Annotated in this window: 22 protein-coding genes; 9 read left to right on the top strand and 13 right to left on the bottom strand. The window is 34.5% G+C overall.

The window, feature by feature from the left end:
• Positions 1 to 46: 46 nt before the first annotated feature.
• The 3 genes from asnB to JI747_RS15280 form a co-directional block, all read right to left on the bottom strand.
• Positions 47 to 1,720, bottom strand: coding sequence for an asparagine synthase B (gene asnB / locus JI747_RS15290; protein ID WP_225689757.1), 1,674 nt, complete (start codon positions 1,718 to 1,720; stop codon positions 47 to 49).
• A gap of 314 nt (positions 1,721 to 2,034) precedes the next feature.
• Positions 2,035 to 3,693 (bottom strand): GLPGLI family protein, encoded by a 1,659-nt coding sequence (locus JI747_RS15285; protein ID WP_225689756.1) that lies wholly within the window; start codon positions 3,691 to 3,693, stop codon positions 2,035 to 2,037.
• 150 nt (positions 3,694 to 3,843) lie between these two features.
• Positions 3,844 to 5,049 (bottom strand): RsmB/NOP family class I SAM-dependent RNA methyltransferase, encoded by a 1,206-nt coding sequence (locus JI747_RS15280; RefSeq protein WP_225689755.1) that lies wholly within the window; start codon positions 5,047 to 5,049, stop codon positions 3,844 to 3,846.
• A gap of 163 nt (positions 5,050 to 5,212) precedes the next feature.
• Here JI747_RS15280 and JI747_RS15275 point away from each other — a divergent pair, with 163 nt between their 5' ends.
• Positions 5,213 to 5,545: a zinc ribbon domain-containing protein YjdM gene (locus JI747_RS15275; protein ID WP_039364616.1), complete on the top strand. Its 333-nt coding sequence runs from the start codon at positions 5,213 to 5,215 to the stop codon at positions 5,543 to 5,545.
• A 212-nt stretch (positions 5,546 to 5,757) separates the two neighbouring features.
• Here the strand turns inward: JI747_RS15275 and JI747_RS15270 are convergent, their stop codons facing one another.
• Complete coding sequence (locus JI747_RS15270; RefSeq protein ID WP_225689754.1) at positions 5,758 to 6,693, bottom strand: sulfate/molybdate ABC transporter ATP-binding protein; 936 nt, start codon at positions 6,691 to 6,693, stop codon at positions 5,758 to 5,760.
• An 80-nt stretch (positions 6,694 to 6,773) separates the two neighbouring features.
• Here JI747_RS15270 and JI747_RS15265 point away from each other — a divergent pair, with 80 nt between their 5' ends.
• From JI747_RS15265 to JI747_RS15250, 4 genes are all read left to right on the top strand, one after another.
• The gene (locus tag JI747_RS15265) at positions 6,774 to 7,433 is read left to right on the top strand and encodes a YceI family protein (protein ID WP_225689753.1); all 660 of its coding nucleotides are present in this window, start codon (positions 6,774 to 6,776) and stop codon (positions 7,431 to 7,433) included.
• A 128-nt stretch (positions 7,434 to 7,561) separates the two neighbouring features.
• The gene (pheS, locus tag JI747_RS15260; protein WP_225689752.1) at positions 7,562 to 8,572 is read left to right on the top strand and encodes a phenylalanine--tRNA ligase subunit alpha; all 1,011 of its coding nucleotides are present in this window, start codon (positions 7,562 to 7,564) and stop codon (positions 8,570 to 8,572) included.
• Between the two features lie 138 nt (positions 8,573 to 8,710).
• A complete protein-coding gene (locus tag JI747_RS15255) occupies positions 8,711 to 10,360 on the top strand; it encodes a sensor histidine kinase (protein ID WP_225689751.1) in 1,650 nt (549 codons plus the stop codon).
• Positions 10,357 to 11,001 carry a response regulator gene (locus JI747_RS15250; RefSeq protein WP_225689750.1) on the top strand — a complete coding sequence of 215 codons (645 nt, stop codon included), beginning with the start codon at positions 10,357 to 10,359 and terminating at the stop codon, positions 10,999 to 11,001. The genes JI747_RS15255 and JI747_RS15250 overlap by 4 nt, the downstream gene beginning before the upstream one ends.
• Positions 11,002 to 11,303: 302 nt before the next feature.
• Here the strand turns inward: JI747_RS15250 and JI747_RS15245 are convergent, their stop codons facing one another.
• Together JI747_RS15245 and JI747_RS15240 are read right to left on the bottom strand one after the other, a co-directional pair.
• The gene (locus JI747_RS15245) at positions 11,304 to 13,733 is read right to left on the bottom strand and encodes a DUF5916 domain-containing protein (protein ID WP_225689749.1); all 2,430 of its coding nucleotides are present in this window, start codon (positions 13,731 to 13,733) and stop codon (positions 11,304 to 11,306) included.
• A 184-nt stretch (positions 13,734 to 13,917) separates the two neighbouring features.
• Complete coding sequence (locus tag JI747_RS15240; RefSeq protein WP_225689748.1) at positions 13,918 to 14,688, bottom strand: DUF3108 domain-containing protein; 771 nt, start codon at positions 14,686 to 14,688, stop codon at positions 13,918 to 13,920.
• A gap of 153 nt (positions 14,689 to 14,841) precedes the next feature.
• Here JI747_RS15240 and JI747_RS15235 point away from each other — a divergent pair, with 153 nt between their 5' ends.
• Both JI747_RS15235 and JI747_RS15230 read left to right on the top strand, forming a co-directional pair.
• Positions 14,842 to 15,897: an NAD(P)/FAD-dependent oxidoreductase gene (locus JI747_RS15235; RefSeq protein ID WP_225689747.1), complete on the top strand. Its 1,056-nt coding sequence runs from the start codon at positions 14,842 to 14,844 to the stop codon at positions 15,895 to 15,897.
• Between the two features lie 12 nt (positions 15,898 to 15,909).
• Positions 15,910 to 16,239 carry a 2Fe-2S iron-sulfur cluster-binding family protein gene (locus JI747_RS15230; protein WP_225689746.1) on the top strand — a complete coding sequence of 110 codons (330 nt, stop codon included), beginning with the start codon at positions 15,910 to 15,912 and terminating at the stop codon, positions 16,237 to 16,239.
• A 66-nt stretch (positions 16,240 to 16,305) separates the two neighbouring features.
• On the opposite strand, the gene JI747_RS15225 is transcribed toward JI747_RS15230, so the two are convergent.
• From JI747_RS15225 to JI747_RS15200, 6 genes are all read right to left on the bottom strand, one after another.
• Complete coding sequence (locus tag JI747_RS15225) at positions 16,306 to 18,459, bottom strand: prolyl oligopeptidase family serine peptidase (protein WP_225689745.1); 2,154 nt, start codon at positions 18,457 to 18,459, stop codon at positions 16,306 to 16,308.
• 45 nt (positions 18,460 to 18,504) lie between these two features.
• On the bottom strand, positions 18,505 to 19,086 hold the full coding sequence (locus JI747_RS15220) for an LOG family protein (RefSeq protein WP_225689744.1): 582 nt from the start codon (positions 19,084 to 19,086) through the stop codon (positions 18,505 to 18,507).
• Positions 19,086 to 19,601, bottom strand: coding sequence for a hypothetical protein (locus JI747_RS15215; RefSeq protein ID WP_225689743.1), 516 nt, complete (start codon positions 19,599 to 19,601; stop codon positions 19,086 to 19,088). The genes JI747_RS15220 and JI747_RS15215 overlap by 1 nt, the downstream gene beginning before the upstream one ends.
• A gap of 79 nt (positions 19,602 to 19,680) precedes the next feature.
• Positions 19,681 to 21,123: an aminoacyl-histidine dipeptidase gene (locus JI747_RS15210; protein WP_225689742.1), complete on the bottom strand. Its 1,443-nt coding sequence runs from the start codon at positions 21,121 to 21,123 to the stop codon at positions 19,681 to 19,683.
• Between the two features lie 86 nt (positions 21,124 to 21,209).
• Positions 21,210 to 21,701 carry a hypothetical protein gene (locus tag JI747_RS15205; protein ID WP_225689741.1) on the bottom strand — a complete coding sequence of 164 codons (492 nt, stop codon included), beginning with the start codon at positions 21,699 to 21,701 and terminating at the stop codon, positions 21,210 to 21,212.
• A 17-nt stretch (positions 21,702 to 21,718) separates the two neighbouring features.
• Positions 21,719 to 22,324 (bottom strand): LURP-one-related/scramblase family protein, encoded by a 606-nt coding sequence (locus JI747_RS15200; protein WP_225689740.1) that lies wholly within the window; start codon positions 22,322 to 22,324, stop codon positions 21,719 to 21,721.
• Positions 22,325 to 22,437: 113 nt separating this feature from the next.
• Between JI747_RS15200 and recR the strand changes: the two genes are divergently transcribed.
• Both recR and JI747_RS15190 read left to right on the top strand, forming a co-directional pair.
• Positions 22,438 to 23,049 carry a recombination mediator RecR gene (recR, locus tag JI747_RS15195; RefSeq protein WP_225689739.1) on the top strand — a complete coding sequence of 204 codons (612 nt, stop codon included), beginning with the start codon at positions 22,438 to 22,440 and terminating at the stop codon, positions 23,047 to 23,049.
• Positions 23,045 to 23,884 carry a glycosyltransferase family 2 protein gene (locus JI747_RS15190; RefSeq protein WP_394371160.1) on the top strand — a complete coding sequence of 280 codons (840 nt, stop codon included), beginning with the start codon at positions 23,045 to 23,047 and terminating at the stop codon, positions 23,882 to 23,884. The genes recR and JI747_RS15190 overlap by 5 nt, the downstream gene beginning before the upstream one ends.
• A 53-nt stretch (positions 23,885 to 23,937) precedes the next feature.
• On the opposite strand, the gene secG is transcribed toward JI747_RS15190, so the two are convergent.
• Positions 23,938 to 24,276, bottom strand: coding sequence for a preprotein translocase subunit SecG (gene secG, locus JI747_RS15185; protein ID WP_225689737.1), 339 nt, complete (start codon positions 24,274 to 24,276; stop codon positions 23,938 to 23,940).
• Position 24,277 lies beyond the last annotated feature (1 nt).

Below are 24,277 nucleotides of genomic sequence, written 5' to 3'. Positions count from 1 at the left end.
AAAATTAGGTTAATTTAACTCATACTTAACAGCTTATAATTTCTCATTATTTGTCATAAGAAGTTTCATGTACTTTTACGGCTCTTCCGCTCGGGTCGTTCATTTTTTTGAAAGCTTCATCCCATTCCAGTGCAATTGGTGTTGAGCAAGCTACCGAAGGAACTGAAGGAACTGTTGCGGCGGCTGTTTCACTTGGGAAATGCTCTTCAAAAATCGTTCTGTATCGATATTCCTCTTTATTCTGAGGAGTGTTTAAAGGAAATCTGAATTTGGCATTGACCATCATTTCATCAGTCACCTCTTTTTCAGCGATTTCTTTTAAAGTATCGATCCAAGAATAGCCAACTCCATCGGAAAACTGTTCTTTTTGTCTCCATACAATAGATTCTGGAAGAATATCTTCAAAGGCTTTTCTTAAAACCCATTTTTCGATTTTCCCTTCGGCTGTATTGATCATTTTGTCTTTAGGATTGATCGTCATGGCAATATCCATAAATTCTTTATCCAGAAAAGGAACACGGCCTTCAATTCCCCAACTCATTAAGGCTTTGTTGGCTCTTAAACAGTCATAAAGGTGAAGTTTTCCTAGTTTTCTCACTGTTTCATCATGGAATTCTTTGGCATTCGGAGCTTTATGGAAATACAAATAACCTCCAAATAATTCATCAGAACCTTCTCCCGAAAGCACCATTTTGATTCCCATAGATTTAATAACTCTTGCCAAAAGATACATCGGAGTCGAAGCTCTTATCGTAGTTACATCATAAGTTTCCAAATGATAAATCACATCGCGAATGGCATCTAATCCTTCCTGAATAGTGAAATTTACCTCATGATGAACAGAACCAATATGCTCAGCTGCTTTTTTTGCGGCTGCTAAATCAGGAGAACCGACCAAGCCAACTGCAAAACTGTGCAATCTTGGGTACCAAGCTTCCTGTGTGTCCCCGCTTTCAATTCTCTGTCTGGCAAATTTTGCGGTAATCGCTGAAATCACAGAAGAATCCAAACCGCCGGAAAGTAAAACACCATAAGGAACATCGCTCATCAATTGTCTGTGAACGGCATCTTCAAGTCCTTTTCTTAAGGTTGCAATATCAGTTTCGTTATCTTTTACCGCATCAAAATTTTCCCAATCTCTTTTGTACCATTGTTGAAGGTCGCTTCCGTCTTTGCTGTACAGAAGATGTCCCGGAAGAAAAGTTTCTATGGTTTTGCAAATGCCCTCCAAAGCTTTTAATTCTGAGGCTACATAATAGCTCCCGTTTTTATCCCAGCCATGATATAATGGACAGATTCCCATATGATCTCTGGCGATAAGATAAATATCGTTTTCAATATCGTATAAAGAAAAGGCAAAAATTCCGTTTAGTTTTTCTAAGAAGTCTTTTCCGTACTTTCTGTAAAGCGCTAAGATTACCTCACAGTCTGACTGGGTTTGAAATTCATAATCAGGAAATTCTTTTTTAAGTTCCTGATGATTGTAAATCTCTCCATTCACAGCTAATACAACTTTCTCGTCTTTGGTGAATAAAGGCTGTTTTCCTGAAGTAGGATCTACAATAGCCAATCTCTCATGAGAGAAAATTATTTTATCATTTTGAAACACCCCGCTCCAATCTGGACCTCTGTGGCGGATTTTTTTAGACATTTCCAAAACCTGAGGTCTTAATATTTCTGTTTTTTGTTTGGCATCAAACAAACATACGATTCCACACATTTTTTTGTTTTTTAATAGGTAACAAATGTAGAAGGTGTATTTAAAAATAACAAACAAAAAAGTTTAATTGGATGAATTTTTATTTTTTTAATGTTTTTTTGATTTAAATTTTACTATGTAAGTGTGTTTTTGTTTTATTTTAAAGTAAAATTTTAATTGATACCTGTTACTATTTACGAAATAAAAACTAAAAAAAAATTAATCTATGATAATTAATTTCCTATTTTTTTGTCGTTTATTTGTTGTTCGAAATAATTTTTTTTCATCATTTGTGTTTTTACCTTCTTGCAAGAACTCTTGCAAGAAGGTTTTTTTTATTCGGTACCTAATAAAACCCCTGAAATATTCCATGAACTGAAGCTGGTTCCTTCTGTAGGACCTTGCGGAATTTTAACCTGAATAGTATGTTTTCCGGCTTTTAAATCTCCAAGCGGAATGAAATTAGGATTGGTAACGGTTCCGGGACACCAGTTCGATCTGCTTAAATCTGAAGAAGAAAGTCCGTCTGCAAAATTTCCGGATGCCGGATTGTAAAGACGGTAAGAACCGCAGTCTGATCTCCATGGTACAAAAGAGTAAGTCATTTTTCCATCAAGAAAAATAGAATTGGTTTTAGGAACGAATTCGTCGCCATTTTCCCATCCGCCATGACCTGTTGTGATATATTTTAATTGTGCGTTTTTCAAATCTTTTTTCAACGTGAATTCTACAAACAGTCCTTTATCCTGGTTGAACATCGTGGAATAATCCTGTCCTGCCATTTCCATAATGTTTAATGTATTGAATAGAGGAATTACTGTATTGTTTTTATAAATATTCTGGTCGCTTTTATGAATGGTGATTTCCAGACTCACTTTGTGACCGCCTTTGTCGTAGTTTCCAATAAATGTTCCGATCCATAATTCTTTTTCCGATAAAGACGGTTTAAGATCTGTAATGTCTTGACGGTAAGGACTAATTGTCTGCCAGTTTTTATCTTTTAATTGAATGTGGTTGAATTTATTGATTCCGAAAGCTGTGAAAAATCTCATCATTTCAACAGGAGGATTGTAATTTTCCGTAGCAGCTACTCCAAAGTACTGTTTTCCGTTTCCGTAAACAGGAAGTGTTTTTGCCCCTTTCTCCAATCCGTTAAAGAAAGATTGAGGTTTATCCTGAGGAATAAAAAATACGGTTCCGGTTCTGTCATAGGCATCGCCGTTTGACTGCTGTTTCAATTCAACGAAAATATTTTCTCCTTCAGTAATTGTTGGAAACTTAATTTTTTTAAGAATAATGGTTCCGTTTGCAAAACGTTTTACATTTTCGTCAGATTTCGAAGCATCGGAAAAATTGATGGTCTCATTGTCAAAAACTTTTAAAGTGGTAAATCTGCTTTTCCAGAGAAGATCTTTATAACCTAATTGATCCGTAGAATTAATAGAGCCTTTAAGAATCGCATTGATGTCCGTTTTTTTTACTTTTTTAATGGAATTTGCTGTAATGAGCGAATTTTTATTTCTTTCGATTTCTAAAACAAAACCGAGATTTTGACCTATTGTGGAAGGTCCTCCCTGAATTTTCAGCTCATTGGTGTACCATACTTCAATTGTATTTGAATTGATTTTAGTAACTGCCTTTTTACAGGTGTAACCCAGGATTTTTTTTGTTTCATTGGTGAATTCAAAAGTCTGTTTTCCCACAGATTCTGCATCAGAAGCAGAAATAATTTCCTCAGGCTTTAAAAAAGCATAAGAAATAACTGTGTTTGACGGTTTTTCAACCTTTGTAAGCTCAAACGGAAAATCGGCTTTTTGTTCCCTGATTTTATTGTTTAAGATGTAATTTTCCTTTTCATTTGCCCAAACCAATGTCGGAGACTGCTCCGTCAATACTTTTCCGTTATAGGAACTGGTATATTGCACTTCATAAGTCTGTGCAAAAGTAAAACAGTATAAAAAGGTGAAAAAACTTAATAAAATTCTTTGATACATAATTAAAACAGGTTTTTCGCAAAGATAATTTTAAATTATATTAAGATAATTCTTTGAATTTTATAATTAGTCTAAAAAATTTAAAAATGTTACTTACAAAAAAACTACTCCAAAAAATAGAGTAGTTTATATATTGTATTTCCGGGTATCTTAAGAAATTCTTTCGATCAGAGCCATGTAGAATCCGTCATAACCTTGACTAGGCATTACTTTTTCGTCTTTGATCATCTTAAAATTAGGGTTGTTTTTAATAAATTCATCAACCTGTAAATTGTTTTCAGAAGGTAGGATAGAACAAGTGGCATATACCATTTTTCCTCCTTTTTTAAGCATTTTAGAATAATCCTGAAGAATCTGCTGTTGTTCTTTTTTGATTCTGTCGATAAAATCCTGATCAATTTTCCATTTGCTGTCTGGATTTCTTTTCAAAACTCCAAGTCCTGAACATGGAGCGTCAATAAGCAATCTGTCTGCTTTTTCATGAAGTCTTTTGATTACTTTGTTGTCAGAAATCATACGCGTTTCGATGTTGTGAGCTCCGGCTCTTTTTGCACGACGTTTCAATTCGGCTAATTTCCATTCGAAGATATCTAAAGCAATTATCTGTCCTTTATTCTGCATTAAAGCAGCCAAGTGAAGGGTTTTTCCACCTGCACCTGCACAAGCATCTACAACTCTTTGCCCTTCTTTTACATCAAGAAAATATCCGATTTTTTGTGAAGAAGCATCCTGAACCTCAAATAATCCTTCTTTGAAAGCAGTCGTAAGAAAAACATTCTTTTTTTCTTCAAGTTGCACAGCATCAGGATAATTTTTGATAGGATAAGCAACGATATTCTCATCAGAAAGATCTGAAATAAGCTCTTTGGGTGTAGTTCTTAAAGAGTTTGCTCTTAAAACTGTAGGAGCCTGCTCGTTCAAAGCGATCATTTCTTTTTCCCATTTTTCACCTAATTCTTTTTCTAATGTTTCAGCCAGCCAATCAGGAATAGAATGTTCTATTGCTTTGGTAGGAACGGTATTTTTTTTAAGCTTGGTTAAAATATCAGCAATCTTGATTCCGTCAAATTCTTCAAACTTTTTATAATTGGTTTTGCTCCAAAGAAGATAAGCGATAATCAGTTTGTAGATGTTATTAGGTTTCACGCCTTCACCCATATAGTATTCCAGACGTTTTTTCCAACGGATGATATTATAGAAAATTTCAGAAACAACGGCTCTGTCTTGGCTTCCCCATTTTTTATGGGCTTTTAAAAGTCTTTCGATTACTTTGTCGGCATATTTATTTTTCTCGAAAAATGTTTCCTGTAAAGCATCGTGAATTCCGATGGCTAAGTTTCTGTGAATAAGTTCCATAAAATTGGGTTCTGCTATTTTGAATCTGCAAAAATACGAATTTAAGTTGAGATACGAGTTTCGTGTTTTGGAGTTTCGATATTCCTGTTGTAAACGTTGCTTAAACCCGTATCGCGAAACTCGCAACTCGTTTGAAAATCCTACCTTTGTAAAAATTAAAAATATGAGTGATACTGTACTTTGTCCGAAATGCAGCTCAGAGTTTACCTATGAGCAGGATGGTTTGATGGTTTGTAGCCAGTGTTTCCACGAATGGGATCCTGCAGAAGCCGGAAATGATGATAAAATTCTGGACATTAACGGAAATGAATTACAAAACGGAGATTCAGTCATTGTAATGAAAGATCTTCCTGTAAAAGGAGCCCCAAAACCTGTAAAAGCGGGAACGAAAGTAAAAAATATCCGTCTGAGACCAGATAGTGATCATAATATTGACTGCAAAATCGATGGATTCGGAGCAATGGCCCTAAAATCTGAGTTTGTGAAAAAGGCATAAAAAAAAGGAAAAAATTGGATAGGGTAATCTTCCAAAGACTGATTGCAGGACTGCTAATTTTGTCTCAAGGGCAGAAAGAGAATTAACCAAAAGTTTCCTTATACTGTGTAAGTACAAATGTAAGAAAAGTTTAAACCCGATTCTTACATTTGTACTTTTTTTATTAAAATTTTAACAGTATAAGTGTAAGGAAACGTGAAGGTTGTGCGAGTTTAAATGAACGAAATTTTGATAGGATTGTTTAGCTTTTCATCCGTATATAGAATGATTTCCTTGTTTTTTGTTTTTACTTTATTCCAGTAAAAATTTCCGGCAAATCTGCTTTCCAACACTTCTGCCTCCATACCATTTTCAGAAATACTGATTTCTTTCGGATAGTAGGAAAATTTCTTGAGATCAAAATCTGTGACTTCTGTTTCGTCAAAAATATTTACTTCTCCAAAGAGTTTGGCAACATACGAGTTGTAAGGATTTTTAAAAGTTTCTTCAGGGTTGTCATTTTGGATTAATCGCCCGTTCTGAAGCACAATAATCTGGTCGAGCCAAGGAATGATATCCTGAAGCTCATGGGTGGAAATGATTAAAGATATTTTATTCTGTTTTACATAAGAAAACAGCTTTTCACGAAGCTCAACTTTTCTGGGAAAATCAAGATTGCTGAACGGTTCATCTAAAATCAAGAGTTTCGGCAAAACAGAAAGCGCTCTTGCAATGGCCACTCTTTGTTGTTGTCCGCCGCTTAGATATTTGGGTAAAACATTCGCATATTCTGATAGTCCGACTACCTCAAGAAGTTCTGAAACGGTTTCTTTTTTCTGTGCTAAATTAATATTAGAAATAAATTTTCCCACATTTTCAGCAACTGTAGCATAAGGCATTAAGTCAAAATTCTGAGCGACAAATTTCATGTCGGCTTCTCCCGGAACAAGGTTTCCTTTAGGACCCATTAGTTTTTGCCCATCAAAAATAATTTCTCCACTTTCCCAATCCAATAGACCATACATCAGACTCAGTAAAGTAGATTTTCCGCATCCGCTTTCTCCAGCCAGTGCAATTATTTTACCGGCTTCGAATTTCAGATTAAGGTTCTGAAACAGAGGTTTTTCTTTTGTATGTGAGAAGTATAAATTGTTTATTTCTAATAGCATAATACAAATGTAATAAAATGATATGTTTGAAGGAGCAAAGATTTTTATTATATTAGCTGTGGTAATGAAAATTTATGAAAATGAAAAAAAAGCTGTTTTTATTGGCGATTCCCACTTTTCTTGTTGCTGCAGTTGCTGTTTCTTGTAACAAAGAGAAACCACTGACGAGCGATAGTAATGAAATTGTAACGACTAAAGAAGGTAATCAGTTTATTCTGGACACCCTGAACAGTAGAGTAGAATGGAAAGGATATAAAATTTTAAAATCTGAAAGTACCAGTCATTTCGGAACTATAAAATTTGAAAGCGGGGATGTTACTGTAAAAGATGAAAAGCTTGAAAGCGGAAAATTTGTTGCTGATATGAATTCTTTGACGTCTGTTGATTTAAAAGATGATACAGATCAGCTGGAGAAATTAAACGGACACCTGAAAAGCGGGGACTTTTTTGAGGTTGAAAAATTTCCTACAGCTTCTTATGAAATTACCAAGATTACTCCTTTAGCAGAAGGAGATTATAATACGCTTTTGGATGGTAATTTAACCATTAAAGGAATTACAAAACCTATTGCTTTTAAAGCCAATGTGTCATTAAAAGACGGAGTAGTAAGTATAGCAACCGAGCCTAAAGATATACAGCGAGAAGAATTTGGAGTGAAATTTCAGGCACCTGCTGAAAATGGGGTGATTAAAGATGAGGTGACACTGCAGATTAATGTAAAAGCTTTAGAAAAAAAATAATTTTTATTAAGATAAAATAAGTGATTATAGTCTGCCCCCGAAAAGAGGCAGATTTTTTTTAACAGTTTAAGGAAAATTATTCCGTTGAAAAATCGTATTTTTGCAAAACATTTTGAAAGGGTAAAACAATGATAGAAAAGATAGAAGAATTACTAGTTGAAGTAAACGGCTTCAGTACCACATCAAAAGAAGAAATTGAAAACTTCCGAATCAAATACAATGGTAAAAAAGGAATTCTGAACGATTTTTTTGAAAAATTTAAAGAAGTTCCAAACGATCAGAAGAAAGAATTCGGACAGAAGATCAATACACTTAAGAATGCTGTTAATGTAAAGCTGGAGGATTTAAAAAATGCTTCCGCATCTTCTATTATCTTAGAGAAAGAGGATTTAACAAGACCAGCTTTCCCGTTAGATCTAGGTTCAAGACATCCAATCAATTTGGTGAAAAACAGAATTATTGAAATCTTTAAATCAATCGGTTTTGCTGTTGCAGACGGACCGGAAATTGAAGATGACTGGCATAATTTTACGGCATTAAACCTTCCGGAATATCATCCGGCGAGAGATATGCAGGATACTTTCTTTATCGAACAGAATCCGGATATTTTGCTGAGAACGCACACTTCTTCGGTTCAGATCCGTTATATGGAAGAAAATCAGCCGCCGATCAGAATCTTGTCTCCGGGAAGAGTATTCCGTAATGAAGCAGTTTCTTCACGTTCACACTGTATTTTCCATCAGATCGAGGGGTTATATATTGATGAGAATGTAAGCTTTGCGGATTTAAAGCAGACAATTCAGTTCTTTACTACTGAACTTTTCGGAAAGTCTAAGATTAGATTGAGACCTTCTTATTTCCCTTTCACAGAGCCGAGTGCTGAAATTGATGTGTATTGGGGATTAAATTCTGAGACTGACTACAGAATTACCAAAGGAACAGGCTGGTTGGAAATCATGGGTTGCGGAATGGTAGATCCTGCTGTTTTGAAAAACGTAAACATTGATGCCGATAAATATTCAGGATACGCTTTCGGAATGGGTATCGAAAGAATCGTAATGCTTCTTTATCAAATGAGCGACATCAGAATGTTCTTTGAAAATGATATCAGAACTTTAGAACAGTTTAAAACATTATAAAAAAATAAAATCCTGTAAAAAATAATTTACAGGATTTTTTATTTTACACAAAAAACCACCAGGTCGTAAATGTTTGTAGAGTTGTTAAATTTTAAATCGAGAAAAATAATTCATTATGCTCTTATTATATGTATTTTATTGATACAAATATTGATAGCAGGATATTTTTACAATGAATTTGTTCATAAGAAAAATTTAACTTTTATTGAAAATCAGCTGAAAGATTTTCGGGGAATGGAAGAATTGACAGATAATTCTAAAAAAGAACTCCTCAATGCTCAGAATTATCTTCAAAAATATGTGAGGAGTAATGATCCCGCATTTCTGAATTCTTATTTTGCATCACTCAATAAACTGGGGAAAAATCTTGACAGTATTGATTTTTATGAAAATAAAAATTTAAAACTAAAAAATACATTAGCAGCATTACTGAAAAAAGATTCATTAGGGATAAAAAAATTTAAAGTGTTGGTAGATTCTACCTATAATTTTTCTGTTAAATCTACTCTTGCACCGGATAATCTTTCCAAAATAAAAAAATACAATCTGGAGTATAATTTTGAGAAATTCAATGTAGAAACTAAAAATTATACAGACACTGTAAAGAAAAAGGGATTGTTAGGACGTTTGGGAGATGCTATATCCGGTAAAGAAACTATTCGAAAAGACAGCACTGTTGTTACACTAAAGCAGAGTCAAACACCCATTTCTACACTTATAAAGTCGGATTTTGACAGCATCATGAATGTGGTGAATAATCACTACTCCAAAGAAGTTAAAAAAATTCAGGTGAATGTAGCTAATAAGGAGAATAATAGCAGGGAATTTCATGAAATATTCAGTAATCTTTTGATATACAGTAATGGTCTGATGAATATTTATGAATCTGCCATTAAAGAATCTAAATCAAACCTGGAGAAAGAATACGAAAAACAAAATTCAAAAAATAATCAGGTTAGAAAATATCTGATATTCGGGGCGATGATTCTGATGTTTATTGTATCGATTTTAATCATGTTCTTAACAAGAATAGCATTTATCTACGAACGAAAATTGAATGACGCCAATAAACAGATTAAGGAAAACTTAAATTTTAAAAACAGGATTTTGGGAATGTTGAGTCACGAATTGCGATCTCCACTCAAAATAATTGGTCTTTTCATTAATAGAATTAATAAAAAAACGGATGATGAGAAGATCAAAGAATACCTTAAATCCATAAGTTTCACGAACGATACATTGTTGATTCAGGCAAATCAGATCTTGGAATATACCAAAAACCAGGCAGTGGAAAATAAGTTGATTCCTGTCGTTTTTAATCTTAAAAATGAAATTAAATCTATTTTAAATGCTATTGAACCTTATATCGAAACAAGAAACAATGCATTTATCATCAACGAAAATATAAATCCTGATCTTATTGTTTTCTCTGATAATAAAAAGATCAATCAGGTTTTTATGAATATTCTGGGCAATGCGAATAAGTTTACTGAAAATGGAGAAATTAAAGTTTCAGTAACGACAGTTCCTATTAATGAAGATATGATTTCTTTAACTGCAAAAATAGAAGATTCTGGGATTGGAATTTCTCATTCAGACATAGAAAAAATTTTTGAACCGTATTATCAGGGGATTTTATCTGAAAATGTTGAAAACTTGGGTGCCGGTTTAGGGCTGAGTTTATGTAAAGAAATTGTAGAATTATATCAAGGGAACATATCCGTAACCAGCGAAGTAGGAAAAGGAACGACAGTTGTCTTCACAGTTAATTTAAATCTTAATAAATGAATCAATCAGATAATAAAACCACCCGTTTTTTACTGGCAGACGACCACAGTCTGATAAGGCAGGGTATTACTTTTTTATTAGAAGATTTTAAAATAGAGCATGAGCTTTTTCATGCATCCAATCTGCAGCAGCTATTGGACTCGGTTAAATTAAATCCCATCGATATTGCTATTATAGATGCTCATTTTCCTGATGGAAATAGTCTTTCAATCTTGGCGGAACTCAAAAAAATGAGACCGGAAATGAAAATTCTGATTTTTACAGGTATTGATGAAAACATATATTCACTTAGGTATCTGAATGCAGGTGCAGATGGCTTTCTAAGCAAGATGAATGAAGAAGAAGAAATAGAGCGGGCAATTAGGAAAATGCTCGATTCTGGAGAGTATATTTCTTCGGTCACTCAGGCTTTACTTAAAAGTTCAATGAAAAATCCTAATTTGATAAATCCTCTGTCGAGTCTAACGGAAAGAGAGTTGCAAATTGCAGAAATGTATGCTGAAGGATTGGGAAATTTGGAAATTGCAGGAAAACTAGACGTGAAGCAAAACACGGTAAGTACAATTAAAAGAAGAATTTTTGATAAGCTTGAAATTGAAAATTTGGTAGAGTTGATAGAACTGATAAAAAATAACCAATAAGTAGTTTTGTAGATAAATATCTACGGTTTCTACGAAATATATCTACGCTGTTTGTGCTGGATGTATTTTTAACTGTTGGTATCTTTGTATCAACAAAAAGAACAAAACTTTATTGTTAAGAGTAGACTAGACACGGATTTTGATTTCTAAAAACACCAATGATGAAAATAAACACTAAACACTAAATGATAAGAAAATCAAAATCAAACCTCCGAAATTTTCGGAGGTTTTCTGTTTTTAATTACTGACCTAAGAAACAAAACGTAATTAAAAACTGTATTCATAAAAAATTACTTCGGGTATTAGCTTTTTACACTTTTTTTCTTTGTCCAGCTTTTCACGCGATTATAATCTAAAAAGTAGGTAAGTTTTAATGAGAAATTATTCACAGTAGGCTCACTGAAAAGCATATCATAATTTTTTGCCATATTCAATCTTGAGGTTTCAAGATAATTTGAAGTGGCATTTCTGTATAATAAAGTCAGCTGGCTTCCCGGAGCAAACCACCATGAAAATCTGAGGTCAACATTCCATGCATTATATGTTCCGTTTAGATTTTTGTTAAAAAGATCGGTTTCAGCCAAATTCCCGTCCTGATTTAAAGTATAAAACTGTTTATAGGTAACATCAGAAAAATAATGTCGGAATGTTAAGCTAAGAGCAGTTTTTTCATTAAAAGTATATTTGGAGGTTAAAGCATTTTCGTACGTGTTTCTTTGTCTTCTTCCAATGAAAATATCGGTGTCGTTTTTCCCTGCAAAACCGGTTTCATTATTACTGAAACTTGGATTAAAACTCCAGTGTACATTGAATCTATCTGAAAACCGATAACGAACTCCAAAGTTGGTAAACACCTGATTTCTTCCTTTTTCATCAAATGCATAATAATCTATCGTGAAATTATACTGCAGTTTTTTTCGGCTGTCACTTTCAAACCAAACCCAAGAATCGAAATATCCGGGAACGTTAAGATGCCTTCCAAAAGTGCGGGGTTCATAAATATCATTCTGACCGAAAGGTGTAAACTCAATTCCTCCACCGAAGCTTCTGAAGTTTTTATCTGTAAAGCTATTATTATGATTGAAAACAAAATTCTGGAAGATAAAAGGCTCTAATCTATGATAATAATTCAGGTTAAAATTTAAATAGATATTGTTGAATGTTTTGGTCGGCTGCAAAATTCTGTATCCATACCAAGCATTGTAATTGGCGAAGTTTGTTTTTGTTGAAAATCCTACATCATTAATGTCCCAGTCTTTTGTGGTCAGGTTTCCGTTAAGACTGAAACGGTGCTTTCCTGCAATTTTTTCCAGTCCGGCTTCGGCTTTTGTTCCGAATTTTGTTCCTTCATCCATTACCCAGCTTCCTTTCACACTTCCGAAGGTTTTATACATATTTTTCTTGTTGTTGAGATCCCAAAGAAGTCCCGTTGCGTTCGCATCTCTGAAATTTCCGTCTCTCGTAACATTTGTATTGATTAATGATACAGAAGAATTTCCGTTAAATCTTTGATCGAAAACCAATACATTGTAATTCGTCCACGGTTCTACCACTTCCTTTCTGGTTTCTCCGGTTTCTGTATTGAGAATGGTAGCTTCCATTTTTTGAGTGACTCCATTGAAAAAGCCGATTCCCAATCCTTTTTTTGTTCTTCCGGAAATTTTAAAAGCATTAAATAATTTTACTTTTGCAGGATATTCGGTTACTTCTTCGTTGTCGTTGATTGCCGGATAACGCGACGGCTCTCCGCCCACTCTTCTTGAATAAAACATTCCTCCTTTGCTGAATAATTCGGTTCCTTCCGTAAAGAAAGTTCTTTGCTCGGAAAACTGTTGTTCAAAAGGCGTTAGATTTAAAATAGAATTATCAAAATTAGCCTGCCCGAAATCCGGAATTAAAGTCATATCAAAAGTAAAAGCATCATTAATTCCATATTTTACATCCATTCCGCCATTAAAGCTTGAAGTGGTTTTTCCGTCAAAACTGTTGACATATGTAGAAAAATAAGGAGTAAAAGACAATCGGGTAGGAGGATTGATGTTTTCAATTCCTTGTAAGACCCCGTCAAAAAGAGTGTAAGAGTTTTTTGCATTGTCTACAAAATTCCAGTCATAAGACGCTTTAATTCTCTGAATTCTCCGGAATATATTCATACCCCATTCCTGAACATTGTTTTTAGGAAACCTTAGTTCCGAATAAGGAATTTTTATCTCTACCGCCCAACCTTTTTCATTGATCTTTGCACCGCTGTACCAGATCGAGTTCCAGGTATCGTCTTCACCATCTGTAGTAAGTTTTGCATCATACTGAACACCTGCAGCAGTCACCACAAATTCTAAGCTCTGTTGTTTGTCATTGTAACCGTTCAGTGCAACCCCAAAGAAATCATCATTGTTGATGCCATCTCTTTCCGTCAGTTCTTTAGCAATTTTATTGGGAGTCGGATCATACATCTGTGCTCCGAAATAAATACCGGTGTCATCATATAAAATCCTTACTTCAGTTTTTATGGAATCTGCCTGTGGTTTTCCGTTGTTTGGATTTCGTTCAATGAAGTTGGTGGCAATCGGAGCGTTTTGCCATACTGCATCATCCAAAATCCCATCAATTTTTGGGGAAGATGAGGTTTTTGCAATGAGCATTTTCTTTCTTACAATAGTTTCGTCTTCCTTTTTCTGCGAGTACATGAAGCAGGAAAACAATATGAGTGTGAAGAGTAATTTGGTTTTCATGATGTTCTTAGGCTTATACATTCATGACAACCGATATTGAAAATGTATTACATTGAGTCATTAATAAAAATGAAAACTTTTCATTTTATGCGATTAGAAAAGGTGAATATTATTGAGAGAGATATAACCAGTTTCGGCTGCCCGAAGGGCAGCCGAAACTGGTTATATCAAAAAATTAATGATGTTATTGTGTAAACTTTAAAGGGTATTTTACATTTTTATAATCATCAATACTAGCCTTTAAAGAACCAACTGCTAATTCTGCTTTCAGGAGCATAGGAATATGGTTGTAGTCATTAGAAACCCACATTGTTACTCCTTCTTTTTCTTTAAAAACTCTTCCGCTTTTTACAGATGGGATAATTTTCAGACAGTTTATAGTTCCAAATTTTGTTTTTAAATTTTCCGTACCAACTACTTTTAATTGAAAAGGAAACATTTCATCATCAATCCAGACATTCATGTTGATGATGGTCCCTGTTTTTAATTCAGCAGGACTTTTACTTCTTAAATAGTAGAAGCAGGAAAGCATATCCTGAACTCCTTTCACAGATTTTATGACTTTAGAACCGTTTGCAGGTGTTTTTTTATCAGTTAAAATCAAAGTGCTATTATCATGATTGAAGGTGGTTTCAAAATGCTGACGATAGCTTCCTTCTTTTACATTTCTTACATAGAAACTGGGTAATCCCGTATGAATATTTATATAGCTTTCGTATAAATCATCTACTTTGAAAAAAGCTCTTACAGCACCCGTAGTTTGCCCGGTTCCTTTTACGTACAAATGAGGAGCTCCTTTATAGGTAGTATTTTGGGCAGTAAGTGTTGCACTTCCGGCATTCAGAAACCCATAATGAATTCTAAGTGTGATGGATTCACCGTTTGCAACATTGTCTATTTGAGCAAAACTCAGAGAGAACATCAATATCGCAATAAGGTTTAAAATTTTCTTCATAATAAGACTTTTACAAAAAGGTTGCCAAATTTTGAGGCCAGTTTTTCTTAGTATTTGACAAATCTCAGTTTTTTATTTAGAATGAATTAAATATGCTTCGCATTAAAATTAGTAAATTTGCAGCTACAAGTATAATTAAATTATCTTATAATTATGATAACGACCGATATATTGATCATAGGAGCAGGACCAACGGGGCTTTTTGCTGTATTTGAAGCAGGATTATTAAAAATGAAGTGTCACATCATCGATGCACTTCCTCAACCAGGAGGACAATTAGCAGAGCTTTATCCTAAAAAACCTATTTTCGATATTCCGGGATATCCTTCTGTGAATGCAGGTGAATTAGTAGATAATCTGATGGAGCAGATCAAGCAATTTCAGCCAGGATTTACCTTAGGGGAAACAGCGATTTCTTATACTAAAGTAGATGATGAATGGTTTGAGGTAGTGACTAACAAAGGAACTGTTCACAGATGTAAAGCAATCGCTATTGCAGGCGGATTAGGAACTTTCGAACCGAGAAAACCGACTTTTGAAAATGTTGCAGATTATGAAGAAAAAGGTCTTGAGTATTTCGTAAAAGAACCAGAACATTTCAGAAATAAAAGAGTAGTGATCGCCGGAGGAGGAGATTCTGCACTTGACTGGAGTGTTTTCTTATCTAATGTTGCAAGTGAAGTAACATTGATCCACAGAAGAAATGAGTTCCGTGGAGCTTTAGATTCTGTAGAAAAAGTTCAGGATTTAAAAAATCAGGGGAAAATTAAATTGATCACTCCGGCTGAAGTTACAGGGATCAAAGGAGATGGAAAAGTTGAAGCCATTACGGTTGCTGTAGACGGACAAGATCCTTATGATATTGAAACAGATTACTTTATTCCATTATTCGGGTTAACTCCAAAATTAGGAGAAATCGGAAACTGGGGACTGAACATCGAGAAAAACGCAATCGTTGTAAATAACGCATTAGATTATCAGACAAACATCGATGGAATCTACGCAATCGGTGATATTAATACGTATCCAGGGAAATTGAAATTGATTCTTTGTGGTTTCCATGAAGCTACTTTGATGTGTCAAAGTGTTTACAACAGATTAAATCCGGGTAAAAAATTCGTGTTGAAATATACAACAGTAAGTGGTGTAGATGGTTTCGACGGAAGCAGAAAAGAAGCAGAGAAGGCAGTTGTGAAAAAAATTGACTAATTTTGCAAAATTATGTCAGATATTAATATAAAAATCACCGACAGAGAAGGTGTAACTCACGATATTGTAGCTCCTACGGATATGTCCATGAACTTAATGGAAATCATCCGTTCATATGAATTGGCAGAAGAGGGAACGATCGGAGTTTGCGGAGGAATGGCCATGTGTGCTTCTTGTCAGGTATATGTAATAAACGATCCGGGATTGGTTGAAATGGGTGCTGAAGAAGATGCAATGTTAGCTGAAGCGTTCCATGTGGAAAGCAACAGCAGATTGGGTTGCCAATTACATATTGTTCCAGAAATGGAAGGACTGGAAGTGGAAATTGCTCCTTATCCTTAGAAGAATTTTTAATTTAAAATAAAAACAAAACCTCCCGAAGATTTCTTCGGGAGGTTTTTATTTATCTTATTTTTTAGAAGGCTGAAAATTAGGATGTCCCACCTGCCACAATGCGAAGGCAAAAATATCTGCATATTCTTTAAAGATCACATCATAATCGCTTGTAAAATGACCGTTATCGTAGTTTGCATACAGTAAAACCGGTTTTCCGGAAGCCGAATTGTTTTGTAAAGCCGCAGCAAATTTACCCGGCATCCAAGGAACCACCCTGGAATCATTCATACCCACACGAATGATTACGGCGGGATATTTTACTCCTTTTTTTACCTTGCTTTGAGCATCCATTTCAATCAGATACTTAGTGTCTTCTTCATTTTTTAATGTTCCGATTTCCGGGATTTGGTTGGGGCCGTTTGCTGTTATTTCTGTTCTTAAGGCGTTCGTTAATCCTACTTCAGGAATGGCTACTGCATAAAGATCCGGTCTTTCAGTGATCGCTCTTCCGATAAGAATTCCGCCTGCGCTTACTCCGTTTCCGATTAATTTTGAAGGAGAAGTGTATTTTTGATTCACCAGATATTCTGAACAGGCAATAAAATCTTTCCAGGTATTGGGTTTTGTCGCTTTCATTCCTGCTTCATGCCATTTTTCACCCTTTTCACCTCCACCTCTTACGTGAGCTACGGCTAGTATAACGCCCTGTTCTAACAATACGGAAAGTCTTGCTGAAAAACGAGGTTCATAAGAAAAGCCGTAACCGCCATATCCTGTAATATAAGCCGGATTATTACCGTCCATTTTCATGTTTTTAGGATAAATAATAGAAAGAGGTACCATTACACCGTCATGACTTTTCACTTCAACTTCTTTTACCGTGTAAAGTGCGTTGTAATCTGGATAGTTTGTTTCGGAATTAAGGTATTTACTTTTTACGATATCACCTTTTTCAGGGTTGTATTCATAAGTGGTTAATGGAGTCAGCCAATTAACATTGTTACAAAAGATATTGTCATTTTCTCTCTGATTAAGAGATAATGAGCTATTGACTCCGGTTGGAAAATCAACTTTTTTCCCTACCAATGTATTGATATTTACCTGATATTTGTCTCTCACGATACCGTCTCCTAAAGAATAATAAAGGTAATTTTTAGAATTATGAATGCTGATAATTACTTTGTCCTTGCTTTCGGGAACAACAACTTTTGCATTGTTTAAATCAGGTTTTGAAAGACTTGTAAGCGTTATTTTGTAATTTGGAGTATCTTTATGAGTAAGCAGGAAAAGCTTGTCTCCTGAGATAAATACATCTGTAATATCATCCGAAGGTTTTATAATCTGTCTCCATTTTACTTTTTTATTTTTTAATTCAGAATAGGGGGCAACAAAAATCGGACTTTCAGATTTTACAGAACTCAGTCTCAGAACAATATATTTATAGTCATCGGTAAAATAGACGCTTGTGAATTGTTCGGTTAAAGCATTCAGTTCCGGATATTCTTCTCTTGAAGCCAATATTTTGTCGGTTTTTGTATCTGTTCCGATGATGTGAAGCATTGCTTTCATATCTTTTAAAAGCATATTGCTGTTGGGATCGGAAGTACTCATTTTAGTGTAAAGAATCCCTTTGTCATCCTGTGTAAATTCAAACCCAAATTCGCTCCAGATAGGTCCGATTTCATCTTTTAACAGTTGGTGAGTAGTGAGATCTAAAATCCTTAAATGACAAATTTCACCGCCGGATTTTGAGAATAATATGGCAATTTTTTTCGCTTTAGAATCAATAGCGAAATTGGTGATCTGGGTATCTTTTCCAAGGGTTTCAGGATCGAATATTAATGTTTCTTTTCCTGAAGACAGATCTCTTGAATATAACTTAGAAAGATTTTCGTTTTTCTTGGTTTTGGTATAGAAATACGTGTTTTGCCTTTGAAATATGGCATCGAAAGAATCACCGTTCATTTCCTGTACTTCCTTCATACGTTTATACAAATCCTCACGATGCGGAATTTTATTAATGATACTGTGGCTAAAATCAGATTGAGATTTAAACCACTTTTCTACTTCAGGATTTTTAAGATCTTCCAACCATCTATACTGGTCTGTGATTTTGATTCCGAAATAGTCATCTACAACTGCTTTTTCAGGAGTTACAGGATAATTGTACTGCGCAGAAATTATTTGACTTAAAAATAATCCTGCTGTCAGAAGAATATTTTTCATGGTTGTATTTCTTTTGTGTGTGAAAAATTTAATACTGCAAATATATTAAACTTCATCTTTCGAAATCCATTTTCCGACTGTCGGCGCTTTATAATTTCTCATCATCTCCAACAATTCATCAATATTGTCACCAATCAGTAACATCTCGCGATTGATCTGTTTTAAAAATCCTTTATCAACCATTGTCTGAACGAGTTTAATCAAGTCATCATAAAAGCCGTCAATATTCAAAATGGCAATTGGCTTTTTGTGAAGTCCTAATTGTGCCCAAGTGATCATTTCGAAAAACTCTTCCAATGTTCCGTAACCGCCGGGAAGAACGATCACACCGTCACATAGATCATTCATTTTGGTTTTTCTTTCATGCATGGTTTCCACCAAAATTAACTCAGTCAGTTGTTTGTGAGCAATTTCTTTCGACTGTAAAAAGTGGGGAAGAACTCCAATCACTTTTCCACCGGCATTCAAAGCCCCATCTGCAACAGCGCCCATCAAACCGACATCTGCACCGCCGTAAATCAACTGAATATCTTGTTTTGCTAAAGTCTGTCCAAGTAAAGTCGCCTGTTCTTTAAAAACGTTATCCGAACCGAAGCTTGAACCGCAAAATATTGTGATACTTTTCATTATAAAATTGTTTGAGATTTTATTTTCTTTCCGTTATTATATTCAGATTCACATTTGATTCCATATTTATTGATACAAAACCATTTTCCGTGTTTTTTATTATTTTTGAATTCCTGATGGGTGTACAGAACGTTGTTCTTATAGAAACTGAATTTTTTTTTATTTTGGTTTTCGTCAAACTCCGTTTCCCAATATTGTAAACCATTTGAGCTAAAACCGGTATGTTTTATTTTTTGAGAAGTTTTAACATCATAAATAAACTCGTCACAAACTATTTGCTTATCATTGAAATTAAAATAAATTAACATTTTTGTTATTTTCCCATTTTCATAAACTTCTTCCGACTTTATATGACCATTTTTCTTTTTAATTTCAAGAATTCCCGTAAATCTTTTATTATCTGAATTGGTGTAAGCAACTTTGTCTTCAAAGTAAAGATTATTAATCCCCACTTTTTCTTGGCTATATATTTTAATAGAAACTAAGAATAGAATGAATATGATTTTGAGTTTCATGTTTATTGGTTTAATTTTAAATAAAAAGAATATCCAAAATCATATGACTTTGGATATTCAATAGTATAACTTTTAAATCTTATTTTAAAGGAATATTCGCTAAAATATCTTTAGTGAATGCCCAGAATTTCTGAGCAGAAGGAATATTTGCCTTTTCATCAGGAGAGTGAGCTCCTCTGATGGTAGGTCCGAAACTTACCATTTCCATTTCAGGATAGTTCGCTCCGATAATTCCACATTCCAAACCAGCGTGACAAGCTACCACATGTGGTTTTTCATTGAATTTTTCAACATAGATCTTTTCCATCAGCTGAACGATTTCAGAACCTGGTTTTGGTTTCCATCCCGGATAGGAACCACTGAATTCTACATTCATTCCTGCTAGTTCCGCTACTGATTTTAACTGCTCCGCTACAGAATATTTAGAAGATTCTACAGAAGAACGGGAAAGGTTTAAGATTTTTAAAGCACCTCCTTTTAATTCTACTCTTGCCACATTGTTTGAAGATTCTACAAGATCTTTTACATCAGGACTCATTCTGTAAACTCCGTTGTGCAGAGATTTTAATGTCAAGATGATTTTCTTTGAATCTGCTTCAGAAAGAGCTTTTTCAGAAGAAGTGGTATTTTCAATATTGATTTGAAGACCTGCCTCGATAGACGCAAACTCTTCTAGAATTTCTTTTTTAAGTTCAGTAACTTCTAAAATGAATTCCTGAGCATTTCTTACAGAAACGATTGCTACAGCTTCTCTTGGAATTGCATTTCTCAATCCACCCCCATCAATAGAAATTAGCTGGATGTTTTCTTTTTTCAACCCTTTGTAAAGAAGTCTTCCTAAGATAATATTGGCATTTCCGAACCCTTTGTGAATATCCATTCCGGAGTGACCACCCTGTAATCCTTTTACTTCAAGTCTTACCATTTGTCCGTTGGCAGCTTCAGTCTCGTAGTTTTGAGTGATTGTCACATCAATTCCTCCTGCACAACCGATATCAATTTCATCGTCTTCTTCCGTATCAAGATTCAATAAAATTTGTCCGGTTAATTGGCCTGGCTTCAAACCTAAAGCTCCTGTCATCCCGGTTTCTTCATCTATGGTGAAAAGAGCTTCTAAATCGGGGTGAGGAATGTCTGAACTTTCCAGAATCGACATAATAGTGGCAACTCCCAAACCGTTATCTGCTCCTAAAGTGGTTCCTTTTGCTTTTACCCAGTCTCCGTCAATTTCCATTTTAATTCCTTCTGTCTCAAAATCGAAATTCACATCACTGTTTTTCTGGCAAACCATATCCAAATGCGATTGTAAAACAATAGATTTACGGTTTTCCATCCCTGCAGTGGCTGGTTTTTTGATGATTATATTTCCTACTTCATCTACCGTAGTTTCCAATCCTAGGTTTTCACCAAATTCTTTAATGAAAGCAATTACTCTTTCCTCTTTTTTTGAAGGTCTTGGAACAGCATTTAATTTGGAGAAATTTTTCCAGATTATCTGCGGTTCTATATTAGATAATTCCATGAAATTTTATTTTTCTCAAATTTACGAAATAAAAAAATGCTTCCGGTCTATAGGAAGCATTCTTTTGTATTTTCTTGAACGTTATTTTAACACCCACATTCACCATAAATAGGCATTGTAACTACTGTACCATCCGGTTTTTCAATAGTCAGTGTACCTTGGAATAATAAAGCCTCTTCATTCTTTATTTTCTTTCCTTTTACAGAGATTTTATATTCTCCACTTTCTATTTCTTTGCTGAGCTCTTCATCCGCTTCCATGTCGCTTGAGGAAATAAGATTCATAGCCAGTCTTTTCCCGTCAAGTTTCATATAGGCTGTTTTTCCTGCATCATCTGCATAGATGTATTTTTCGTTTTCAAAATCTGCCTTATTCTTTGCAAAATAGCATGAACACTCTTTAATCTCTGTAGGAAAAGGAAATGTTTCTACAGAAATTGTTCCTGAAGAAGTTTCACTCTTAGTAGAGTCCTGAACGATGGTTAAAGAATCTCCCGATGTTTGGGAAGAAACCGTTTCTTTATCTTTTTTACATCCGATGAGTAAAAACGCTGAAAAGAAAATGATCAAATATTTCATGTGGTTGTATGTTTAGGTTATCCTCTGGCTCTTTCTAGCAGAACCATCATTAGTAGAGAAAGAATAACTAAACTTTCTTCCTCGTCATCAATATCAATAAGTCTGTCAAGCTGAAATCTTCTTCCGAAGAATGAAGGCATTTTCTTTAATTTGAAATAAGCTTTTCCATCGACTCCCGTTACTGTGTAAGAAGGATTTAGGAAGTAGCCTGTAAACATTCCTATGATCGGAATTTCTCCTACAAAACTGTCCCAGAATCTTACCCATGCACTGTCTTCCTGAATTTTAAATTTCGGCTGATCCTGAGTGTCTAAGATATCATAGCTTGCTTTCCATAGAGAACGCATTCCTTTTCTTGCTAATCTTCCGTAGTTTTTATTGTCGATTAAGTCATTTAAAGAATAAGATGCATTGAAATCTATCCATTGATTCGCTCTGATTCTGAAAAGCTCCTTCGATTTGCTTTCATCATTAAAAACAATAACATCTTCTTTTAGCTTGAACATTTTTTGACGAACATACGCTACATAATTTCCGTGCCTGTCTGTAATGTTAAAATCGCTGGCTAAAGTTGTGATTTTAAATTTAAAATCTAATGGATAATTTAGATTGTTAAGTACCATTTAGTTTATTTTTTTCATATTTAGGCTCAAAGATAAAATTTTTATAATAAAGGATGGTGATTTTAAAGTACTCAAACTATAAATACTCGGCTTTTTATTTTATTTTTGTAGTTATGGATTATCCTAGTAAAGTTTTAGCAAAGGCAGTAGATGAAATCTCCGGATTACCCGGAATAGGTAGGAAAACGGCGTTGAGGCTGGCCTTACATTTATTAAAACAACCGGCTGCAAGAGCAGCCAATCTGGGTAATTCTATCATTAATCTCGTCAATGAAATAAAATACTGTAAAGATTGCCACAATTTTTCTGATTTTGAAATATGCGAGATCTGTAGCAACGATAAACGTAATGATGAGACCATCTGCATTGTTGAAGATGTTCGGGATGTTATAGCTATTGAAAATACAGGAAAATATACAGGGAAATATCTTATTTTAGGAGGAAAAATATCTCCAATGGAAGGAGTAGGTCCCAATCAATTAAATATTCCGAGCATTGAAAGAAAACTGAATGAAGGGAGTGTAAAAGAGCTTATTTTTGCTTTGAGCGCTACAATGGAAGGAGATACTACAGCGTATTATATTTATAAAAAATTCAAAAATTTCAAGGTGAATTTTTCCAGTATTGCAAGAGGGATCTCTGTTGGGGATGAACTGGAATATGCTGACGAAATTTCCTTGGGAAGATCGATTATCAACCGATTACCTTATAATGAAAAAGATTAATATGAAGCTGTCAATTATTATTGTCAATTACAATGTAACTCAGTTACTGAAGGATTGTCTTTTGTCTATTCAGAAATGTATAAAAGATATCACTTATGAAGTGATTGTAATTGATAATGCTTCTACTGATAGTTCATGGGAAGATCTTATTCCTGAGTTTCCGGAAGTTCATTTTATAGCCTCCTCGGTAAATGAAGGTTTTGCTAAAGCTAATAATAAAGCGGTAAAGGCTGCTAAAGGAGAATATCTGCTAATTCTTAATCCAGATACGGAAATGGAAGGAAATGATATTCAGGATATGCTAGGTTTTACTGATTCTAAAGAAAACTTCGGATGCTTAGGAGTAAGAATGCATGATGCAAAAGGAAACTTTTTGCCGGAAAGTAAACGTTCGGTTCCGGATATGTTCAATTCTTTTGAAAAACTTTTTACCAACTTTAAAAATAATGATTCAAAGTCTTATTATCGAAATGATATTTCTGAATTTGAAAATGCAGAAGTCGAGGTAATTACGGGAGCTTTCTGTCTCATAAAAAAAGAGGTTTACGAAAAAATAGGAGGGTTTGACGAATCTTATTTTATGTATGGTGAAGATATTGATCTATGTTATACACTTTTAAATAACGGGTATAAAAACTATTATTATGGTAAAGCTTCCATTCTTCATCATAAAGGAGAAAGCACGATAAAAAACGAGATTTATCTTGAAAGATTCTATGGAGCGATGCAGATTTTTATTTCTAAATATTATAGACAATCAAAACCTTTGCAATATTCTTTACTCAAAGCAGGCTTAAAATTGAGGCACAAACTGGAACTCATTAAAATTAAATAGAAGAAAGCAACCCTGAAAAGAGTTGCTTTTTTATTATATAAAGATGAAATCTTTTATTTTGTTGGAGCTACCGGAGTTGTAGATTGAGAAGCCGGAGCAGACTGTTGTGCAGGAGCTTCTTTTTTTACAGGTTGTTGTGCCGGAGCAGCTTGAGATGGTTTCCCTGTGATTACTACACTTATCAGGATAAGAACGATAATTGTTCCTCCCAATGTCCAAGTTGCTTTTTCCATAAAGTCGTTGGTTCTTTGTACCCCAAACTGAGTAGAAGATGCACCTCCAAATGTACTGGAAAGACCTCCTCCTTTAGGATTTTGAGCCATAACAACGATTGTCAATAAAATACTGGCAATCATAATAAGAACCATTAATAGTGTAAATATAGTATCCATT

Origin of the sequence: Chryseobacterium tagetis, assembly GCF_016735585.2 — a bacterium.
Classification (GTDB): Bacteria; Bacteroidota; Bacteroidia; order Flavobacteriales; family Weeksellaceae; genus Chryseobacterium; species Chryseobacterium tagetis.
The sequence above is the reverse complement of the archived record's forward strand: the minus strand, read 5'-3'. Positions and strand labels throughout refer to the sequence as shown.

What these genes read in the sequence shown, in the direction of transcription:
- JI747_RS15215 (WP_225689743.1), bottom strand. Translation starts at nt 19,601, where the DNA reads ATGAAACTCAAAATCATATTCATTCTATTCTTAGTTTCTATTAAAATA.
- JI747_RS15245 (WP_225689749.1), bottom strand. Translation starts at nt 13,733, where the DNA reads ATGAAAACCAAATTACTCTTCACACTCATATTGTTTTCCTGCTTCATG.
- JI747_RS15265 (WP_225689753.1), top strand. Translation starts at nt 6,774, where the DNA reads ATGAAAAAAAAGCTGTTTTTATTGGCGATTCCCACTTTTCTTGTTGCT.
- JI747_RS15250 (WP_225689750.1), top strand. Translation starts at nt 10,357, where the DNA reads ATGAATCAATCAGATAATAAAACCACCCGTTTTTTACTGGCAGACGAC.
- JI747_RS15235 (WP_225689747.1), top strand. Translation starts at nt 14,842, where the DNA reads ATGATAACGACCGATATATTGATCATAGGAGCAGGACCAACGGGGCTT.
- JI747_RS15225 (WP_225689745.1), bottom strand. Translation starts at nt 18,459, where the DNA reads ATGAAAAATATTCTTCTGACAGCAGGATTATTTTTAAGTCAAATAATT.
- asnB (WP_225689757.1), bottom strand. Translation starts at nt 1,720, where the DNA reads ATGTGTGGAATCGTATGTTTGTTTGATGCCAAACAAAAAACAGAAATA.
- JI747_RS15285 (WP_225689756.1), bottom strand. Translation starts at nt 3,693, where the DNA reads ATGTATCAAAGAATTTTATTAAGTTTTTTCACCTTTTTATACTGTTTT.
- pheS (WP_225689752.1), top strand. Translation starts at nt 7,562, where the DNA reads ATGATAGAAAAGATAGAAGAATTACTAGTTGAAGTAAACGGCTTCAGT.
- JI747_RS15200 (WP_225689740.1), bottom strand. Translation starts at nt 22,324, where the DNA reads ATGGTACTTAACAATCTAAATTATCCATTAGATTTTAAATTTAAAATC.
- secG (WP_225689737.1), bottom strand. Translation starts at nt 24,276, where the DNA reads ATGGATACTATATTTACACTATTAATGGTTCTTATTATGATTGCCAGT.
- JI747_RS15220 (WP_225689744.1), bottom strand. Translation starts at nt 19,086, where the DNA reads ATGAAAAGTATCACAATATTTTGCGGTTCAAGCTTCGGTTCGGATAAC.
- JI747_RS15270 (WP_225689754.1), bottom strand. Translation starts at nt 6,693, where the DNA reads ATGCTATTAGAAATAAACAATTTATACTTCTCACATACAAAAGAAAAA.
- JI747_RS15205 (WP_225689741.1), bottom strand. Translation starts at nt 21,701, where the DNA reads ATGAAATATTTGATCATTTTCTTTTCAGCGTTTTTACTCATCGGATGT.
- JI747_RS15275 (WP_039364616.1), top strand. Translation starts at nt 5,213, where the DNA reads ATGAGTGATACTGTACTTTGTCCGAAATGCAGCTCAGAGTTTACCTAT.
- JI747_RS15280 (WP_225689755.1), bottom strand. Translation starts at nt 5,049, where the DNA reads ATGGAACTTATTCACAGAAACTTAGCCATCGGAATTCACGATGCTTTA.
- JI747_RS15210 (WP_225689742.1), bottom strand. Translation starts at nt 21,123, where the DNA reads ATGGAATTATCTAATATAGAACCGCAGATAATCTGGAAAAATTTCTCC.
- JI747_RS15230 (WP_225689746.1), top strand. Translation starts at nt 15,910, where the DNA reads ATGTCAGATATTAATATAAAAATCACCGACAGAGAAGGTGTAACTCAC.
- JI747_RS15240 (WP_225689748.1), bottom strand. Translation starts at nt 14,688, where the DNA reads ATGAAGAAAATTTTAAACCTTATTGCGATATTGATGTTCTCTCTGAGT.
- recR (WP_225689739.1), top strand. Translation starts at nt 22,438, where the DNA reads ATGGATTATCCTAGTAAAGTTTTAGCAAAGGCAGTAGATGAAATCTCC.